The sequence below is a fragment of the Enterococcus sp. LJL51 genome (genome assembly GCF_049894025.1).
In the GTDB taxonomy this organism is placed as follows: Bacteria; Bacillota; Bacilli; order Lactobacillales; family Enterococcaceae; genus Enterococcus_L.
Window position 1 is genome coordinate 173,247 of record NZ_JBNEQE010000005.1, and the last position, 16,803, is coordinate 190,049.

12 protein-coding genes are annotated in these 16,803 nt (G+C 39.5%); 2 read left to right on the forward strand and 10 right to left on the reverse strand.

The features are described 5' to 3' along the window. Positions 1 to 43: 43 nt before the first annotated feature. The 10 genes from ACPWSO_RS07325 to ACPWSO_RS07370 all read right to left on the reverse strand — a co-directional run bounded on the left by ACPWSO_RS07325 (position 44) and on the right by ACPWSO_RS07370 (position 14,459). Entirely contained in the window at positions 44 to 1,696 is a 1,653-nt protein-coding gene (locus ACPWSO_RS07325; RefSeq protein ID WP_426082243.1) for a glycoside hydrolase family 13 protein, read from the reverse strand. Between the two features lie 20 nt (positions 1,697 to 1,716). After that, a complete protein-coding gene (locus ACPWSO_RS07330) occupies positions 1,717 to 3,375 on the reverse strand; it encodes a glycoside hydrolase family 13 protein (RefSeq protein WP_426082244.1) in 1,659 nt (552 codons plus the stop codon). A gap of 269 nt (positions 3,376 to 3,644) precedes the next feature. Further along, positions 3,645 to 5,927, reverse strand: coding sequence for a glycoside hydrolase family 65 protein (locus tag ACPWSO_RS07335; protein ID WP_426082245.1), 2,283 nt, complete (start codon positions 5,925 to 5,927; stop codon positions 3,645 to 3,647). Positions 5,928 to 5,954: 27 nt separating this feature from the next. Beyond that, positions 5,955 to 6,779 carry a carbohydrate ABC transporter permease gene (locus tag ACPWSO_RS07340; RefSeq protein ID WP_426082246.1) on the reverse strand — a complete coding sequence of 275 codons (825 nt, stop codon included), beginning with the start codon at positions 6,777 to 6,779 and terminating at the stop codon, positions 5,955 to 5,957. After that, the gene (locus ACPWSO_RS07345) at positions 6,779 to 7,642 is read right to left on the reverse strand and encodes a carbohydrate ABC transporter permease (protein ID WP_426082247.1); all 864 of its coding nucleotides are present in this window, start codon (positions 7,640 to 7,642) and stop codon (positions 6,779 to 6,781) included. The genes ACPWSO_RS07340 and ACPWSO_RS07345 overlap by 1 nt, the downstream gene beginning before the upstream one ends. A gap of 78 nt (positions 7,643 to 7,720) precedes the next feature. Next, entirely contained in the window at positions 7,721 to 9,034 is a 1,314-nt protein-coding gene (locus tag ACPWSO_RS07350) for an ABC transporter substrate-binding protein (protein WP_426082248.1), read from the reverse strand. A gap of 408 nt (positions 9,035 to 9,442) precedes the next feature. Beyond that, complete coding sequence (locus ACPWSO_RS07355) at positions 9,443 to 11,917, reverse strand: ABC transporter permease (protein WP_426082249.1); 2,475 nt, start codon at positions 11,915 to 11,917, stop codon at positions 9,443 to 9,445. Between the two features lies 1 nt (position 11,918). Beyond that, a complete protein-coding gene (locus ACPWSO_RS07360) occupies positions 11,919 to 12,578 on the reverse strand; it encodes an ABC transporter ATP-binding protein (protein ID WP_426082250.1) in 660 nt (219 codons plus the stop codon). A 94-nt stretch (positions 12,579 to 12,672) separates the two neighbouring features. Further along, positions 12,673 to 13,812: a sensor histidine kinase gene (locus tag ACPWSO_RS07365; protein WP_426082251.1), complete on the reverse strand. Its 1,140-nt coding sequence runs from the start codon at positions 13,810 to 13,812 to the stop codon at positions 12,673 to 12,675. Continuing rightward, a complete protein-coding gene (locus ACPWSO_RS07370; RefSeq protein WP_426082252.1) occupies positions 13,785 to 14,459 on the reverse strand; it encodes a response regulator transcription factor in 675 nt (224 codons plus the stop codon). The genes ACPWSO_RS07365 and ACPWSO_RS07370 overlap by 28 nt, the downstream gene beginning before the upstream one ends. A gap of 392 nt (positions 14,460 to 14,851) precedes the next feature. On the opposite strand from ACPWSO_RS07370, the gene ACPWSO_RS07375 reads away from it, so the two are divergent. After that, positions 14,852 to 15,763, forward strand: a complete 912-nt coding sequence (locus ACPWSO_RS07375) for a permease (RefSeq protein WP_426082253.1) — start codon at positions 14,852 to 14,854, stop codon at positions 15,761 to 15,763. A 12-nt stretch (positions 15,764 to 15,775) separates the two neighbouring features. Further along, on the forward strand, positions 15,776 to 16,621 hold the full coding sequence (locus ACPWSO_RS07380) for a TIGR03943 family putative permease subunit (RefSeq protein ID WP_426082254.1): 846 nt from the start codon (positions 15,776 to 15,778) through the stop codon (positions 16,619 to 16,621). Positions 16,622 to 16,803: the final 182 nt, after the last annotated feature.

Here is a 16,803-nt window from a genome sequence, read left to right on the forward strand (position 1 = left end):
TTAGCCGCATTTCTTTTCTTCTATTATACATGAGAAGCTGCTTTTATACACGAACCACCAGAGCATCATATGGCTCCAGATTCAATAGCTTAGCATTGGAAATGGGGGCAGTCCGATTGCTGATAATCTCCTCTTTTACAGTATCCTTTAACAGGAAATCTTGTGCTGTGTCTGAAAGATTGGCAACAATCAGCCATTTTTCTCCCTTGTATTCTCGATAATAGGCAAAAACCTCCTCTGCCGTATCAGGAATCAATGCATAATCGCCCCAAACAATCAGAGCATGCTCTTTTCTCAGCTGAATCAGCTGTTGGTAAGTATAAAAAATAGATTCAGGATTTTCAAGGGCCCGTTCTACATTCACAGAAGGATAGTTTTCGTTTACCGGCAGCCACGGTTTTCCAGTAGTAAATCCAGCATTTGAAGAGCTGTTCCACTGAATTGGCGTGCGCGCATTATCCCGCCCTTTAGCATTAATTGAACGCAGCAGCTCATCTTTTGTATAGCCTGCTGCCAGTCGCTCATGGTACATATTGATACTTTCAATATCCTGAACTTCCTCAATAGAAGCAACCGGTCGATTCGTCATACCGATTTCTTCCCCTTGATATATATATGGTGTCCCCTTCATCATGTGCAGTAGAATTGCAAACATTTTACCGCTTTTTTCCCGATAGTTCTGGTCGTTCCCCCAACGGGAAATAATTCGAGGTAAATCATGATTATTCCAAAACAAACTGTTCCAGCCCTGATTTCCAAGAGCGGTCTGCCATTTAGATAGTACTTCCTTCAGTTTCTTTTTATCCAACGGCTGTAAGTCCCACTTATCTTTTCCCTCTTGCTGATCCAGTCCCATATGTTCAAACTGAAAAACCATGGATAGCTCCTGACGATTGGGATCAGAATACAGCTTTGCGATTTCAGGCGTAGCCCCCCAGGTTTCACCTACCGTCATTACATCATATTTTCCGAAGCTGGCCTGATTCATTTCTTGAAGATATTCATGAAGCTTAGGTCCATTTCCCGTGATTTCCTGATCCGGCTGTTTACCAATCAAATCAATAACATCCATGCGAAAACCGCCAATACCTTTCTCCAACCAAAAGTTCATCATGCTGTATACTTCTTGACGGACTGAAGAATTTTCCCAGTTTAAATCCGGCTGCTTTTTGCTGAACAAATGAAGGTAATACTGACCTGTTGTCTCATCCAACTGCCAGGCACTGCCGCTAAAAATAGAGCGCAGTTCATTAGGTGCTTTTCCTGCTGCGGGATCCCGCCAAATATAGTAATCCCGATAAGGATTATCTTTAGTCTTCCTAGACTCAATGAACCACTTGTGTTCGTCAGAAGTATGATTCACTACCAAATCCATAATAATTCTGATATCTGCTTCTTTTGCTTTATCAATCAGTTCTTCCATGTCAGCCATCGTACCAAACTCATGCATAATATTCTGATAATCACTGATATCATAGCCATTATCGTCATTAGGAGACTGGTATACTGGGGACAGCCAAATTGCGGTTATACCTAATTTTTTTAAGTAGTCAAGTCGGGAAATAATTCCCTGAATATCTCCAATTCCATCCCCATTGCTGTCTTGGAAACTCCTTGGATAAACTTGATAGACAACTGCCTGCTGCCACCATTTCTGATTTTGTCCGTTTTGATTTCCTACTTCTGTTTCTTCCATCGTTTTTCCTCCGCTGTTTATTAATTACCCATATCAATCTGATAAGTTCGTGCTTCAAATGGGGCTAGGGTATCTGTCAGCGGCAAATCCTGCGCTGCCTGATAATTGCTTAGAACCAGCTGAGCTTTTTCAGACAGCTGCTTCATATGTTTTGGTATTTGGTAACTAGCCGGCTGCTCTGAAAGATTTACCAGCACCAAAAACACTGCTTCCTCATTTCTTCTTGTATACACATAGAGCTGCTCATGCTCAGGTAAAATCTCTTCAAAGCTGCCATAGACCAGTGCTGAATGCTGTTTACGCAACCGAATTAGCTTCTGATAGAAATAGAAAACAGAATCAGAATCTGCTAAAGCTGCTTCAACGTTAATTGTCTGCTTGTTGGGATTCATACGAAGCCACGGCTCTGTATTTGAAAAGCCGGCGTATTGATCATTACTCCATTGCATCGGTGTTCGCGAATTATCTCTAGTAATGGCATTTACAGTCGCTAAAGCTGTTTCTTCAGATTTTCCGGCATCCTGCAGTTCACGGTATAATTGCTTTGAATCCAGTGTGTTGATTTCTTCAATGCTTTCAAAAGGCATATTCGTCATCCCAAGCTCCTGCCCCTGATAAATAAACGGTGTTCCCTGCAGGAAGAAATACATCATTGCCAACGCCTTAGCAGAAATCTCCCGATATTCTTCTGAGTCATTACCAAAAACAGATACGGATCTGGGAACATCGTGATTTTCCATATAAAGTGCGTTCCAGCCTTTGCCGTCCAGTGCATATTGCCAGTTTGAGAGAGCCTTTTTAAATGCCTTAATATCAAAGTTTTTTTCTTGTTCCTGTTTCCAAAGCCCAATATGCTCAAATTCAAAAATCATATTGAAATAGCCGTCATCACCAGCCCATTGTTCTGCTTCAACTGCCTTAACCCCGCTCGCTTCTCCCACGGTCATAATGTCATATTCTTCAAAGACCTGCTTTAGTTCTTCTAGATAGTGCTCAATTCCTGGAATATTTTGATACCTCCCTGGAACATTTTCCAAAAGCGCCGGCAAATGATGGGCATCTTTGCGAATATGGGAGATTGCATCTACCCGAAAACCGTCAATTCCTTTATCCAGCCACCAGCGAATCATGGAAAAAAGCCTCTCTTTCAACTGCTCATTTTCCCAGTTAAAATCTGGCTGCTCTTTTGCAAAGGCATGAAAATAGTATTGCTCCGTTTTTTCATCATATTCCCAAACGGAGCCGCCAAAAATAGCCTGCCAATCAGAAGGCGGCTCTCCCTGAATACCATCTTTCCAAATATAATAGTCTCTATAAGGATTATCTTTGCTCGCTTTAGATTCTTTAAACCATTCATGCTGGTCGGAGCTATGATTAACGACTAGATCCATAATCAGCTTAATTCCCAGCTTGTGGGCTTCTGCCAAGAGTAAATCAAAGTCCGCCATCGTACCAAAATCTGCCATAATTGCCTGATAATCGCTGATATCATAGCCATTGTCCACATTAGGCGACTGATACACCGGATTTAACCAGATAAAATCAATTCCCAGTTTCTTAAGGTAGGGTAATTTTTCTCTGATACCATTTAAGTCTCCAATTCCATCATTATTACTATCTTTAAAGCTACGCGGATAAATTTGATACCCAACCGCTTCTTTCCACCATTTTTTCTTCATCAGCTTCCCCTTCTTTCAACTGGAAATAAACTAAAATCAGAGCACAAAGAGAATAATCTCATTTTGTGCTCTGACCTGCCTTTTCTATCCTCTATGCTGAAAACATCTGTTTAAGCACTTGTCATATGATTTTCATTAAATTAATGTTTTGTTATGCTTCGTATTTACTCAGCAAAACACATTTTCTTGCTTTCTACTACTCCCCCCAGAACTATTCGCAATCTATACTAATGATTGCTTTGCCAGTTCTTAATTAGCAATAGCTATCATTATTTTTGCTTAATAGGAACAATCACTGTTTGTTCTAAAAGATAGTCTTCCTCATAGATAGACAGCTGCTGTGTTGAGCCTTCAAGCAGCTCCAGCTGTATGTTATTCTGATCCACTTTAACTGAAATTAAGCCGCCACGGTAATTGATAGTAAAGGCGTAGCCTTCCCACATTTCAGGTAAGAATGGCGAGAAGCTTAAACTGTCATCAAAGGTGCGCATTCCTGCAAACCCCTGTACAATTGCCAGCCAGCTGCCGCTCATAGACGTGATATGCAGACCGTCATCTGTGTCATTATTGTAATTATCCAAATCGAGGCGTGCAGTTCGCTTATACAGCTCAACCGCTTTTTCTTCCTGACCAAGTTCAGCTGCTAAAATTGCATGGACACAGGAAGACAGCGAAGATTCATGAACCGTCATTGGCTCATAGAAATTAAAGTTCTTTTCCTTTTGTTCTGGGGTAAACTGATTTCCAAAGAAATAAATTCCCTGCAGAACATCTGCCTGCTTGATAAAGCAGCTTCTTAAAATACGATCCCACGACCAGTTCTGATTCAACGGACGGTCTTCCGGCTTCAGCATTTCTGCCGGCATCAAATCTTTATCGAGGAATGTATCATGCTGTACAAAAATATCAAGTTCTTCATCATATGGGAAATACATCTTTTCAGCAATGTCTTGCCACTGCTTGCGTTCTTCCCCAGTAACCAATAGTTCATGCTTGATTTCTGAAAGTGCCTGTTCATAGTGCTCCAGAGCATAGCGTAAACACCAAACTGCCAGATAATTAGTATACCAGTTATTGTTAACATTATTCTCATATTCATTTGGTCCTGTCACGCCATGAATCATATAACAATTATTTCTGGTTGAATAATGAACACGATCTGCCCAAAAACGGGCTACATTTACAACGACCTTCATTCCTTCGCCCAGTAAATAAGTTTTGTCACCTGTGTAGTTCGTATAATTATAAATTGCATGAATGATTGCACCATTACGATGAATTTCTTCGAATGTTATTTCCCATTCATTATGACATTCCACTCCGGTAAAGGTAACCATGGGGTATAAAGCCCCTTTTAGTCCTTGACGTTGAGCGTTAAGCAACGCACCATCCAGCTGTCTGGAACGATATTCTAATAGCTTGCGCGTTGTCTTTGGTTCTGTAACAGAGAGATACATGGGAACAATATAGGCTTCTGTATCCCAATAGGTTGCTCCGCCATATTTTTCTCCAGTAAAGCCCTTTGGTCCTACATTCAAGCGTTCGTCCTCGCCGTAATACGTAGAAAACAATTGAAACAGGTTAAAACGAATTCCCTGCTGAGCTTCATCGTCGCCGATAATTTCTACATCTGCCAGCTGCCAGCGTTTCTTCCAAGCTGCTGCTTGTTTTTCCAAGTGTTTATCAAAAGAATCTGCCAGACCTGTCTGCAGCGTTTCTTTCACGGCTTGAAGCTGCTCTGCTTCTGGAACGTCACGGCTTGTCGCAACAGCAACTGTTTTTTCCAATTCCAAGCTGGCTCCACTGTTTCCTTGCCAGATGAACCGTTCACCAATTACCAGTTTCTCACTAACTACTTCTCCTGTAAGTGACTGATTGAGCTGGTTTTTCATAGCTGTAGTCACCGTAAATCGAGGGATATCAAATGCATTTGGAATCGTCTGTGTTGTTAAAAAGCTGATTCCTTCAGCGTATGATCGTTCTCTTTCCTCCCAAAACATCTCCTCATAATTACTATCTTCATTGCGTACATCACCGTCCATTTTTGATACGAACTGAATTTCTGGTGTGCCTTTTAGAACTTCAGCTTTGATGCGTACAAATGCCAGTTCTTTATCTACAATACTAACAAACCGTTCAAAAGTAAAAGCAATTTCTGCCAAATCAGATTGATAGACAAAGCGACGGGTCAACAATCCATTTTTCATATCCAGTTCCATATAAAAATCAGCTACAGATTGCTCAGCCAAGTCTAAAGCTGTACCGTCAATAAAAATATCTACTGCGATAAAATTCACTGCGTTGATAACTTTTCCAAAATAGTCAGGATAGCCGTTTTTCCACCAGCCAACTCTTGTTTTATCCGGATACCAAACGCCTGCCAGATATAGTCCCTGATGAGAATCGCCGCTGTATGGCTCTTCAAACATCCCCCGCATTCCCATGTATCCATTACCGATGGAGGTCAAACTCTCCATCAGCCGCTTGTTTTCACGATCCAGTGTTCCTGTCGAGATTTTCCAAGGATCGATATCGAATAGTCGTTTATACATTTCAGCCCTCCAACCTGCTGCCCGTGCCTATTTCACAGCACCATCAGCAACACCTTTTATGATTTGTTTCTGCATGATAAAGTAGAAAATGATAACAGGCAATACGGCGATAACTAAACCTGCCAGTGCTAAGTGCCACTGTTTTGTATATTGTCCAAAGAAGAAAAACATTTTAAGTGGAATTGTTTGAGTCGTTGGTGAATTAATTACCAGCGATGGTAGTAAATAGTCATTCCAAATCCACATTGTATTTAAAACTACAACAGTCACTGTGGTTGGCTTCAGCATGGGAAAGATGACCTTCCAAAAAACCTGAAAACGATTCGCCCCGTCAATAATTGCCGCTTCATCCAATGCTTTGGGAATACTCTTCAATGCTCCATGATAAAGGAAAATTGACATACTTGCACCAAAGCCAAGATACATAAAAATTATTCCTGCTTGATTCAGCATCTGTGCTTTCCCGAAAATGGAAATCAGCGGAATCATTACAGATTGAAAAGGAACCAGCATAGCTGCAACAAAAACCATAAAGATAAAGGTACTCAGCTTTGTCTGCATCCGTTCTAATGCATACGCGCAAAGAGCTGAGAAAATCACAATCACTGTCACACTGAGTATAGTAATCAGTAATGAGTTAAATAAGGTTTTAATAAAATCCAATTGAGTGAATGCTTCCGGGTAATTAGCCCAAGTAAAAGAATCTGGAATACCCAATGGATTGGTGAAAATTTCCTGCTTGGATTTAAATGAGTTGCTTATCATCAGATAGAAAGGAATCAGCCAAATCAAACCCAAAAGAATTCCTAAGAGCATGCGCACTAACCGACTTCCTGCTTTTTGTTTCTCCATTAGACTTCAACCTCTTTTCTCTTCGTCAGATAAACCTGTGCCAGTGAAATAACAGCTACAATGATAAAGAAGATAACTGCTTTAGATTGTGCATAGCCCATTTTATTTTCAACAAACGCACTATTATAAATATTCATGGCAACCATTTGTGTTGAATTATAAGGTCCACCATTTGTTAAAGATAGGTTTTGATCATAAAGCTTAAAGCTGTTGGACAGGGTCATAAACAGACTAACAGTGAAGCCGGGCATAATCAATGGGAATTTCACATGCCAAAATTTCTGCCAAGCCGTTGCGCCGTCTAAGTCAGCGGCTTCCAGTAATGCATCATCCACATTTTGCAAATAAGAGATGTAGATCACCATGATGTAGCCTGACATTTGCCAACACATTACGATAACCAATGCCCAAAACCCGGTCTGCGTAGTAGAGAGCCAGGTTTTCAACCCTTCATTGCCTATCGCATCACCGATTGCGCCAAACGCATTAATAAAGATAAACTGCCAGATAAATCCTAAAATAAGTCCGCCAATCAAGTTAGGCATAAAGAAGACCGTTCGTAGTATATTGGCGCCCTTGAATTTGCTGGTAACCAACATGGCTAGTCCTAGCCCAATAATATTAATTAAAATAATTGAAACAACAGCAAATTTAATCGTAAAGCCGATTGCTGCCCAGAAACCGCTGTCGGAAAGTAAATTCACATAATTTTCCAGACCAATGAATTCTCCTCTTGCTACCGCATCCCAATTTGTAAAAGAATAATATACACCATACAAAAACGGTACAACAACGACTAATGTTAGTGCCAGCACAACAGGTGCGGCAAACAGATAAAACCAGGTTTTCTTTTGATGTTTCACTTGTGGTCCCTCCCTTATGTAAAAGCACGAGAGATGTAGTGATTGTCTCCCGTGCAGCTGTTGAATAGATTCATTCGCTTATTTACGCTCTGAAGCCCATTTATCCTGTGCTGTTTTCAATACTTCTTCCCAGCTTGCTTCACCGGCAACATATTTTTGGATTTGTGCACCTAAGGTTTGTTCGCCCCAGCCTGCAGGATAACCCATGAAGATCCAGCCAGTAGTTTTACCTTCTGTATAGTATGTGTAGACGTCTTTAGATAGTGGATCAGAAATCTTTTCTGTATCATAGCCTTCGTAGGCAGGTACAAATTTAAAATCTTCCAGAACAATTTTCTTACCTTCATCTGATGTGTACAGATAATCAAGGAAATCTTTAGCTGCCTGCACTTCTTCATCAGAACCGTTTGGATTTACTCCCCAGTACATTGGTACGCCGACTGGGATTGTTCCTTCCGTTACACCGTCAATTGGAATTGGCAGTAAACCAATATTTTCATTAGCTAATTCTTCATCAATTCCTTCAATTGTTGGATATACCCAATTTCCTTGTTGAGTCATTGCAACTTTACCATTTGAAAACAGCTGTTCAATTTGTTGAGAGTAGTCTAAGCTGTTTGTCGGCTGAACAGAGTATTTATTAGAGATATCAATATATTTCTTAAACTGATCACCATACGAAAATTCAACTTCTTTTGCTTCAAATGCTTTCATCACATCGTTGTCAAATTCAGCGTTCAGGAATGCATTGGACGAATGTAGTCCAGTAATCCACTGTTCTTTTGCTGCTAAAGCAAAAGGAGCATCAATCCCTAGTTCCTCTTTCTTTGCTTCCAGTGTTTTTGCTGCGTCTTCTAAGTCTGTTAACGTTGTGATATTTTCTGCATCAATTCCAGCTTTTTTGAATATTTCTTTATTGTATAGAACACCGTAGCCTTCAATATTATACGGAAGTCCCAGAACTTTGCCATCCTTTGTTGCACCAGTTAAAGTACCTTCCAATGCTTGTTTCGCCGATTCAGTATCACTTAAATCCGTTAGGTTATCAATCCACATATTCACATCTTCCGGACCGCCTATATTATAAATGTCGGGCTCATTGCCAGATGAGAATTTGGATTTCAATGCAGCTCCATAATCTGAACCGCCGCCGACTGTTTCAACATTGATTTTCACATCAGGATTTTCTTCCTCATATTTTTTTGCCAGTTCTTCAAACTGATCCTTAAACTCTACTTTAAATTGGAAAATATCAATTTGCGTTTTATCTGCTGCTTTACTGTCGCCTGAACCGCCAGATGAATCAGATGCATTGCCGCATGCAGCCATACCTAATACCAATCCTGATGCCAATAAACCTAAACCAATTTTTTTCCAGTTTCTTTTATTCATTTTGGTCCCTCCAGAGTTTTTATTTACACCATCATTGTGCAATCGATTGCGTTGTTTTGCAAGCGTTTTTATGATGTTACCGATAACAAGATGAATTTAGTCTTTTTTTCAGCTATATAAAGAGTATTATTCTGTACTATTACTTTTTTGAAGAGCATATTTCAAAAATAAAAATCTATTAATTAATGCAATCGTTTTTTTGTAAAATAAAAAAACGAAGCTCTGTTTACGCTTCGCTCTTTTTATTTTACTCTGCTTTCGATAGCTGTCTTTTACAACCACTATCACACCTCTCTAATTAAACAAAGGGTTTCGGTATGCTTTCTTTTTCCCAATCATTTGTAGTCTTTTTTACCTTTTTGTACACTGGTTTTCTCATAGCAATTACTTTTAAACAGTTTCGCAGACTTATTCTGCTCCACGTATACGATTAATAATCGTTTCCTTGTTGACTAAATTTGTTGTAGCAAACGTCAATATCAGTTGAACTGAAAATACCAAAGTTACCAGCAGCAGAACCTGCAGCAATGGATACTGATAAAATTTGATTTGCATTAAGCCATTTTCTGCAGCATGCTTGTAAGCCAGATATCCTAAAAGACTTCCAAGTCCTACAGACAGACCAGAAATACCCAGTGCATAAAAAATGCCTTCTAGCTGCAGCATTTTTCTCATTTGACGCCCAGACATGCCGATTGCCTGCATAACACCCAGCTCTTTTTTTCGGGATAAAATACTATCGATAGTTGTATTGATTAAGTTCATGATTCCAACAATTCCCAGAACAAAAAGGATACCATAACCAGCTCCAGTCGTCATCGCTGTTGCACTACGCCACTTCTCCTGAACTGCTTCAAAGTCGTCTAATTCAAAAGCTTCATGCTCTTTAGAAATCGCCTCAAGGGATGCTTGAACAGCAGAAAGTTGATTTTTCTCAGCATAAATATCGTACGTATTCGTTAAATTAGTAGTGGTCAGCTTCGACAATGCCTGATTTGAAGTGATAAATGTTCCTTGTCCGCTTTGTCCATTGGTCAAATCTGCTTTGGCAATCAGGGTCATTTTCTTTGTATAGCTGGAATCACCATCCTCTATAATCACTTCCAGCTCTTCTCCAACAGCAACCTCCGGATAGTTTTTTGAAAACCAGCTGTCAGCAATCAAAGTATTTCCTACACTCAGCTCATTAAAGCTTCCAGCTGATCCCTCTGTAATATTCTTTTTAATTTCATCAAACTCATCCTCATTAAATCCATAAATAGAAGAAGTTAACGGTTTATTTGTGAGATCATCCATAAGTGCAGGAATTTCCATGTTCAGCAGTTGATGCTCGTTTACTTTTTCTACACCGGGAATGTCTTCAATTCTCTTTTTCATTTTTTCATTCAGGGGGTTATTTTGTTGAATCGCTGACCACTCAAGCTCTGGATTCATTTTATTTCCCGCATGGTTGCTAATCATTAACCGGAAATCACCATTTATCTCATCTCGTGCGATTTGATCTGGATTCATGCAGCTGAAAATAGTTGCCATTGTGACGAACAAAATGCCTATTAACCCTAAAGAAATTACTGTAATCAAAGTTCTTTTTTTGTTTCTCAGTAGATTGGCTCCCACTAATTTTTCCAAAGATAAGCTGATGTACCCTCTTCTTTTTCCTTTGCTTCCTTCTTTTTGCCCTGTGTAATTCATTGCCTCCATTGGAGAAATCTTCGAAGCCAGACGCATTGGTTTTAGCGAAGAAATCAACACTGTTGCCAAACCAATTACAGCAGTTAACAGAAATACCCAAGGAATATAAATTTGAATTTCTCCATTCTCCAGCATCTCTTTTGATACCGCTGACAGCTCTGAGCCAGATAAAAACGAGAACATAATTTGTTTAAAGAAGAACAGAATCAGCAGCCCGCCCAACACTAACCCAGTTGGAATCGCCAACAGTGCAACAATCATATTTTCCAACAGAACAATCCGGTTGATCTGTCTCTTCGTTGCACCTAGAGCTTTCAGCTTCCCGAACTCCTGTACCTTGTTAATCAATGAGACATAATAAATACTATAGATAGTCAGCGCACCTGCTAATGAAATTATTAAAATCAAAACAGCCATTCCGCTAATAAAACTAGGATCTGTATAATTAGCAAATAAATATTCTGTATTTATAAGTATCGATGTCTCCGCGAGTCCAAAAGATTCACCAATCTTCTTCCCTGTTTCCTCAACCAAATCAACTGTTTTAGTATATTCAGGAGTTACACGAACCACTACGCGATACTGACGTTCTGCTTCCGGAATCAACGCTTTCATTATCTCCTCAGAAACAATCATCGAATACGCAGCTGCGCCGCTCGTCTCTTTTTCATCAGTCAATAGTCCACTCAAGATGAAATGCTCCGTGCGTTCAAAGCCCAGCCCCTCTGCATCAAACGGTTGAAAAGCAATGTCTATCTGATCGCCAACGACCGCGTTTGGGTATCCCAGTAACGCTAAACTTTTTTTTGACAAAACAACCTCTTTGTCTTTCTGCGGAAAAGAGCCTTCTACAGTCTTAATTTTATTCAGTTCTAGGGCCTGTTTATCTAAATACGTAACAAATAATTCACCAGTCCCCAGCTTTGCCGAACCGACATCTTGACGTACTCCTGCTTTTTCAATATCGGCATGTTCAACTAGCTGACTGGCCGTTTCTTCAGAGACACCACGATACATTGCATGCCAGGTAGGATACAGTTTATTTACAGCGGCATTTTGTGTATTTACCGCACCCAAACCAATAGTGACAATTAGCAATATTAGAATAGTAGTTAATATAATAGCTGTGCCGGATAGTAAGTTTTTTCCCCGGTTATATTTTGTATTTGCCCAGGCAACTGTCTTAATCATTTTAAATCACCCGCCCATCTTCAATACGGACCACTCTATCTGCCATCTGGGCAATCGATTCGTCGTGAGTAATCATAATGAGAGTTTGCCCATATTTCTCTACTGATTGCTTTAGTAAAGACAATACCTCTAGTTCAGTTTTCGTATCAAGATTGCCGGTTGGCTCGTCTGCAAGAATGATTGCCGGCTCAGCAGCAATCGCTCGGGCAATCGCTACCCTTTGCTGCTGACCGCCGGACAGTGTACTTGGCAATGCTTTTTTTCTCTGATCCAATCCAATTTTTTCAAGTAGCTCATTAACAAATCCTTCATTTACCTTTCGTCCATCTAACCCCAGCGGTAATACAACATTTTCCCAGACATTTAAAGAAGGAATCAAATTATAGCTTTGAAAGATAAATCCTATTTTACGGCGGCGGAAAACTGCCAGCTCTTCATCCTTCATGGCAAACACACTTTTTCCATCAATATAGATTTCCCCAGAGTCAGGGCGGTCCAATGCTCCAATTAGATTGAGCAGAGTACTTTTCCCAGATCCGGATTTTCCAATAATTGCAACAAACTCCCCTTTTGAAACCTGTAGGTTTGTTTGATCTACCGCTTTAATCACTGTACTTCCATCATTATATTCTTTCACTAATTCATTAATTTTCAATACCATTATTATTCCCTCTTTTCGTTCTTGTTGCTTTCAGTATAGAGAAGGAATCTTGCAGTTTCATTTCAGTTTTCTTAACAGAACTGTAAGAAAGCTGTTATTCAGTCAAAGGGATTGTTAATTGTACTTTTGTGCCCTTTGGTTGTCTATTTTTAGTAAGAATCACACCGCCCTGCTCTTCGATAATCTTACGTGCTAAATACAGACCCACACCAGAACCTTCCTTTTCAAGAATCTCAGTAGCACTGCCTCGATAGAAGCGCTGATAAATAAGATTGATTTCTTCTTCTGGAATCCCTACTCCTTCATCCCGCACTTCAACCAATACATAACTAGGCAGGTAGGTTCCAATTACCTGAATTGTGGTTTCCTTCGGACTATATTTAATTGCATTTTCTAAAATATTTCCAATCGCTTCAATTGTCCATTTTCTATCCGCCATTATCTGTTGATCCTCTGTTAGCACTACTTCAATTTCTATATCCTTAGCAACAGCCTTCATAATAAGACTATTAACTACTTCTGTAATCAATTGTTGAAAGGAGTACGGCTTCATGTCCAAATCAATTAGACCTGTTTCTAAATGAGACAAATTAGCCAGCGAGTCCAGCATTAAATCCAACCTATCTACTTGGGCAACTCCTTGTGTAATAAAACGGCTGCGCTCCTCTAGCGTGAAATCTCCTGAGGCAGCAATTTCCATACTCATTTTTAGAGATGCAACTGGTGTTTTCAGCTGGTGCGCAATATCTGTAATCACTGATTTAACATGCCCGTCTTCTTTATATTTTCTTTGCAGCAATACACTATTTCGCCTGAGCTCTTCTTGAATTTGTTCGTTCAGTTCAGCCATTTCCTTTTTAATCCGCCGATTATCCTGCAGACTTTTGCACAGCAGTAACAACCAGAAAAGCACGGCAAGGACTAAAACTGACATTGTATACAATATAAAACGCCAAATACTTTTCTGCTGGCGAGTCCGCTCTAGTTGATAACCATATTTCGCAGCCAACCGCTGTCCTTCAGCAACCTTTTCTTGATTAACTGGGGCTTCAAAACCATTAATCACCGTTGCCTCATTCAGCTTTTCAACTGAAGAGAAGGTACCTAACGCATGATACATATCCAGAGCTGTCGCCCGCTTCAACGACATAAAGCCCCAAAACAGCAACAGAATAACTACTATTGTCCCAACTATAAAACTGGCTATTAGAATTTTTGGACGTCGCCGATCCATATATAGCCAACTCCTCTCACTGTCTTGATTTTCTCTTTTCCTATTTTTTGCCGTAGCCGACTGATATTTACAGAAATTGTATTGCTGTCTACATAGTCGCCTTTATTATCCCAAATTTTTTCAAGCAGCTGTTCCTGAGTCAAAATCTGTTTAGGATTTTCCATAAAATAAATCAGCATCTGCATTTCCGTCTTACTCAACTGTGTCAGCTCCGATTCTAAAAAGACCTTCATCTCAGATATATGAAGCCTAACATCTCCCGAAGACAGAATCTTGGCCCCATCATTTGAAAACCGTTTCATTAAAGTATTGACCTTAGACAATAGAACCATCAGGCTGAATGGTTTTGTAACATAATCGTCTGCTCCTTGCTCATAGCCTAAAACGATGTCATACTCTTGATTATAAGAGGTCAGCATAATAATAATCACACTGGAATACTGGCGTATTTTACGACAAAAGTCTAAACCGTTTCCATCTGGCAATGAAATATCACTTAATATCATATCTATTTCTTCCGCAGCAAATATTTGTTCTGCGCTGCGAACTGTTTTACACGGGAATACCTCATACCCCTCTTTTTCCAGACACAGGGTGATTCCCTGGTTTAAATTCAAATCATCCTCTAGCAATAAAATCTTTTTCATGTTCTTCTCCATCCCCAATTTAATTACATTCGTTATCTTAAACTATAGCAAAAAAAGGGCTGATTGGCAGTACCTATTTTAATAAAAATGAACATAAAAAAACAATTTTTCTGTTTTTTATTGTTGACAGTACTTTTTACTCCCGTCGGCACATGATTCTCATTCCTTTTCTTTAAAACACTCAATCAACACAGCTTTGCCATTTGATTTTTAACTTAAATTTATACTAAAGGGCTTGTTTTAATACCCAAAAAGGCGTTAAATATGTGAAGTATATATAGCGTACTTTATCCTTATGGTATTAACCAGCTCAACTGCATTGCTATTATTTTGTTTTTTTGATCTATCATTACTTTAATAGAAATTATTTATATTGAGGAGCTTACTATTTTATGGAACATTTTTTGCCTAATTCCGTTCTACAAATGAGCACCATTTTTTTATCGATTGTTATTGAAGCTTTTCCTTTTGTTTTGCTAGGTTGTTTGATTTCCGGAGCCATTCATGTTTTTCTGACACCCGAACGAGTAATTCGACTACTCCCCAAAAATAAAGTATTAAGCATCTTTTTGGGAAGCATTCTGGGTTTTTTCTTCCCTTCCTGCGAATGCGGGATTGTACCTATTGTTCATCAATTTTTAAAGAAAAGCGTTCCTGACTACACTGCTTTTGCTTTCATGCTGACAGCACCAATTATCAATCCGATCGTCCTGTTTTCCACCTACATTGCCTTTGGAAATTCTGTTCAGTTTGTTCTTTGGCGGGTTGCCGGTAGCTTTCTCATTGCTTTTGTGGTTGGCGGTTGGCTGGCATTTTTCAACAAGGAATCAATTCTTTCCTTTGAAGAAATATTGGAAGCACCTGACTGCTCAGTAAATGCCTCAGAAATCAACCCTAAAAAAGAGCCTCTGTTTCATAAAATGAGTCATGTACTCACCCATGGTATCGACGAATTTTTTGATACCGGACGCTACTTAGTTATTGGCGCGCTACTGGCAGCCTCCATGCAGACCTACTTACCTACTTCTGCAATTTTACAATTGGGCCATACAAAGCTGTTAGCTATCTTAGTTATGCTGTTTATCGCTTTTACCCTATCCCTGTGTTCAGAGGCTGATGCCTTTATCGGTTCTTCTCTGCTTAGTCTCTTTGGCTCAGGTCCAGTTGTCGGTTTTCTAGTCTTTGGACCGATGGTAGATATCAAAAATCTACTGATGATGAAACGCTACTTTAAACTGTCATTTATTGTTAAGCTGATTGCTTTAATCACTATTCTAACAGCATTTTATGCTTACTTTATCTAAGGAGGATTTTTCATGACTCGGTTTATTATTTTTGCCGGCTACGCTTTACTGATGATGTCATTGCAGCTTTCTGGAAAGCTAAATCAATATATCAACACTCATTACCGCTACCTAGCTATTTTATCAATGGTGCTCTCTTTATTTTTAGCAATCATTCAACTAATCTCTTGGACTAGAGAAGATAAATCTGGTTCCTATAAACAGCTACAGGATCATGAAACTGAGCATCACCATTCACTAAAGCCCTATCAACAGATTTTTGCTTATATTCTACTGGCATTGCCGTTAGTCGTTGGTTTTGTTTTTCCGACAGTTAGTCTGGATACCACAATTGTCGAAGCAAAGGGTTTTCAATTTCCTTTAAGCCAAGAGGCGACTGGAGATCCTGATATGCAGACTCAATACCTGAAACCAGATACCAGTATTTATTTTGATAAAGCTGATTACGACGAACAGATGAATCAGCTGATGGCTGAATATGCAGATAATCAGGTGCTGACCATCACAGATGAAAATTATTTAGAAATAGTCGAACTAATTTATAACTTTCCCAGTGAATTTCAGGGAAAATCTGTCTCTTACAAGGGATTTATCTTTCACTCCAATCAAGAATCAGAATCAGACACCTTTGTTTTCAGATTCGGAATTATTCATTGTGTAGCTGATGCTGGAGTCTTTGGTTTGCTGACCCGCCTTCCCGAAAATCAGGTATTAGCAAACAATGACTGGGTCGAAATTAAGGGAACCCTCTCTACTGAGTATTATCATCCCTTTCAGCGAACATTGCCTATTGTTAATGCCGTATCAGTGAAACAAATCTCAGCTCCAGAGAATCAATATGTTTACCGGTCATTTTGATCAATAAGAAACAGCCGAATTACGAAGGCAGCAAAAAATGGCGAGAACCAAGCAAATACTTATAAAGACCTGCCCATCTCTCAAAGTAGATTCCACAAATGAGACGAATTTTCTACAATTCATGCGATGATTTCTTGATTATTGCTAAGTTTGCAACAAATATGAAAGTGAGATACAATACA

What these genes read in the sequence shown, in the direction of transcription:
- ACPWSO_RS07325 (WP_426082243.1), bottom strand. Translation starts at nt 1,696, where the DNA reads ATGGAAGAAACAGAAGTAGGAAATCAAAACGGACAAAATCAGAAATGG.
- ACPWSO_RS07330 (WP_426082244.1), bottom strand. Translation starts at nt 3,375, where the DNA reads ATGAAGAAAAAATGGTGGAAAGAAGCGGTTGGGTATCAAATTTATCCG.
- ACPWSO_RS07335 (WP_426082245.1), bottom strand. Translation starts at nt 5,927, where the DNA reads ATGTATAAACGACTATTCGATATCGATCCTTGGAAAATCTCGACAGGA.
- ACPWSO_RS07340 (WP_426082246.1), bottom strand. Translation starts at nt 6,779, where the DNA reads ATGGAGAAACAAAAAGCAGGAAGTCGGTTAGTGCGCATGCTCTTAGGA.
- ACPWSO_RS07350 (WP_426082248.1), bottom strand. Translation starts at nt 9,034, where the DNA reads ATGAATAAAAGAAACTGGAAAAAAATTGGTTTAGGTTTATTGGCATCA.
- ACPWSO_RS07355 (WP_426082249.1), bottom strand. Translation starts at nt 11,917, where the DNA reads ATGATTAAGACAGTTGCCTGGGCAAATACAAAATATAACCGGGGAAAA.
- ACPWSO_RS07360 (WP_426082250.1), bottom strand. Translation starts at nt 12,578, where the DNA reads ATGGTATTGAAAATTAATGAATTAGTGAAAGAATATAATGATGGAAGT.
- ACPWSO_RS07365 (WP_426082251.1), bottom strand. Translation starts at nt 13,812, where the DNA reads ATGGATCGGCGACGTCCAAAAATTCTAATAGCCAGTTTTATAGTTGGG.
- ACPWSO_RS07370 (WP_426082252.1), bottom strand. Translation starts at nt 14,459, where the DNA reads ATGAAAAAGATTTTATTGCTAGAGGATGATTTGAATTTAAACCAGGGA.
- ACPWSO_RS07375 (WP_426082253.1), top strand. Translation starts at nt 14,852, where the DNA reads ATGGAACATTTTTTGCCTAATTCCGTTCTACAAATGAGCACCATTTTT.
- ACPWSO_RS07380 (WP_426082254.1), top strand. Translation starts at nt 15,776, where the DNA reads ATGACTCGGTTTATTATTTTTGCCGGCTACGCTTTACTGATGATGTCA.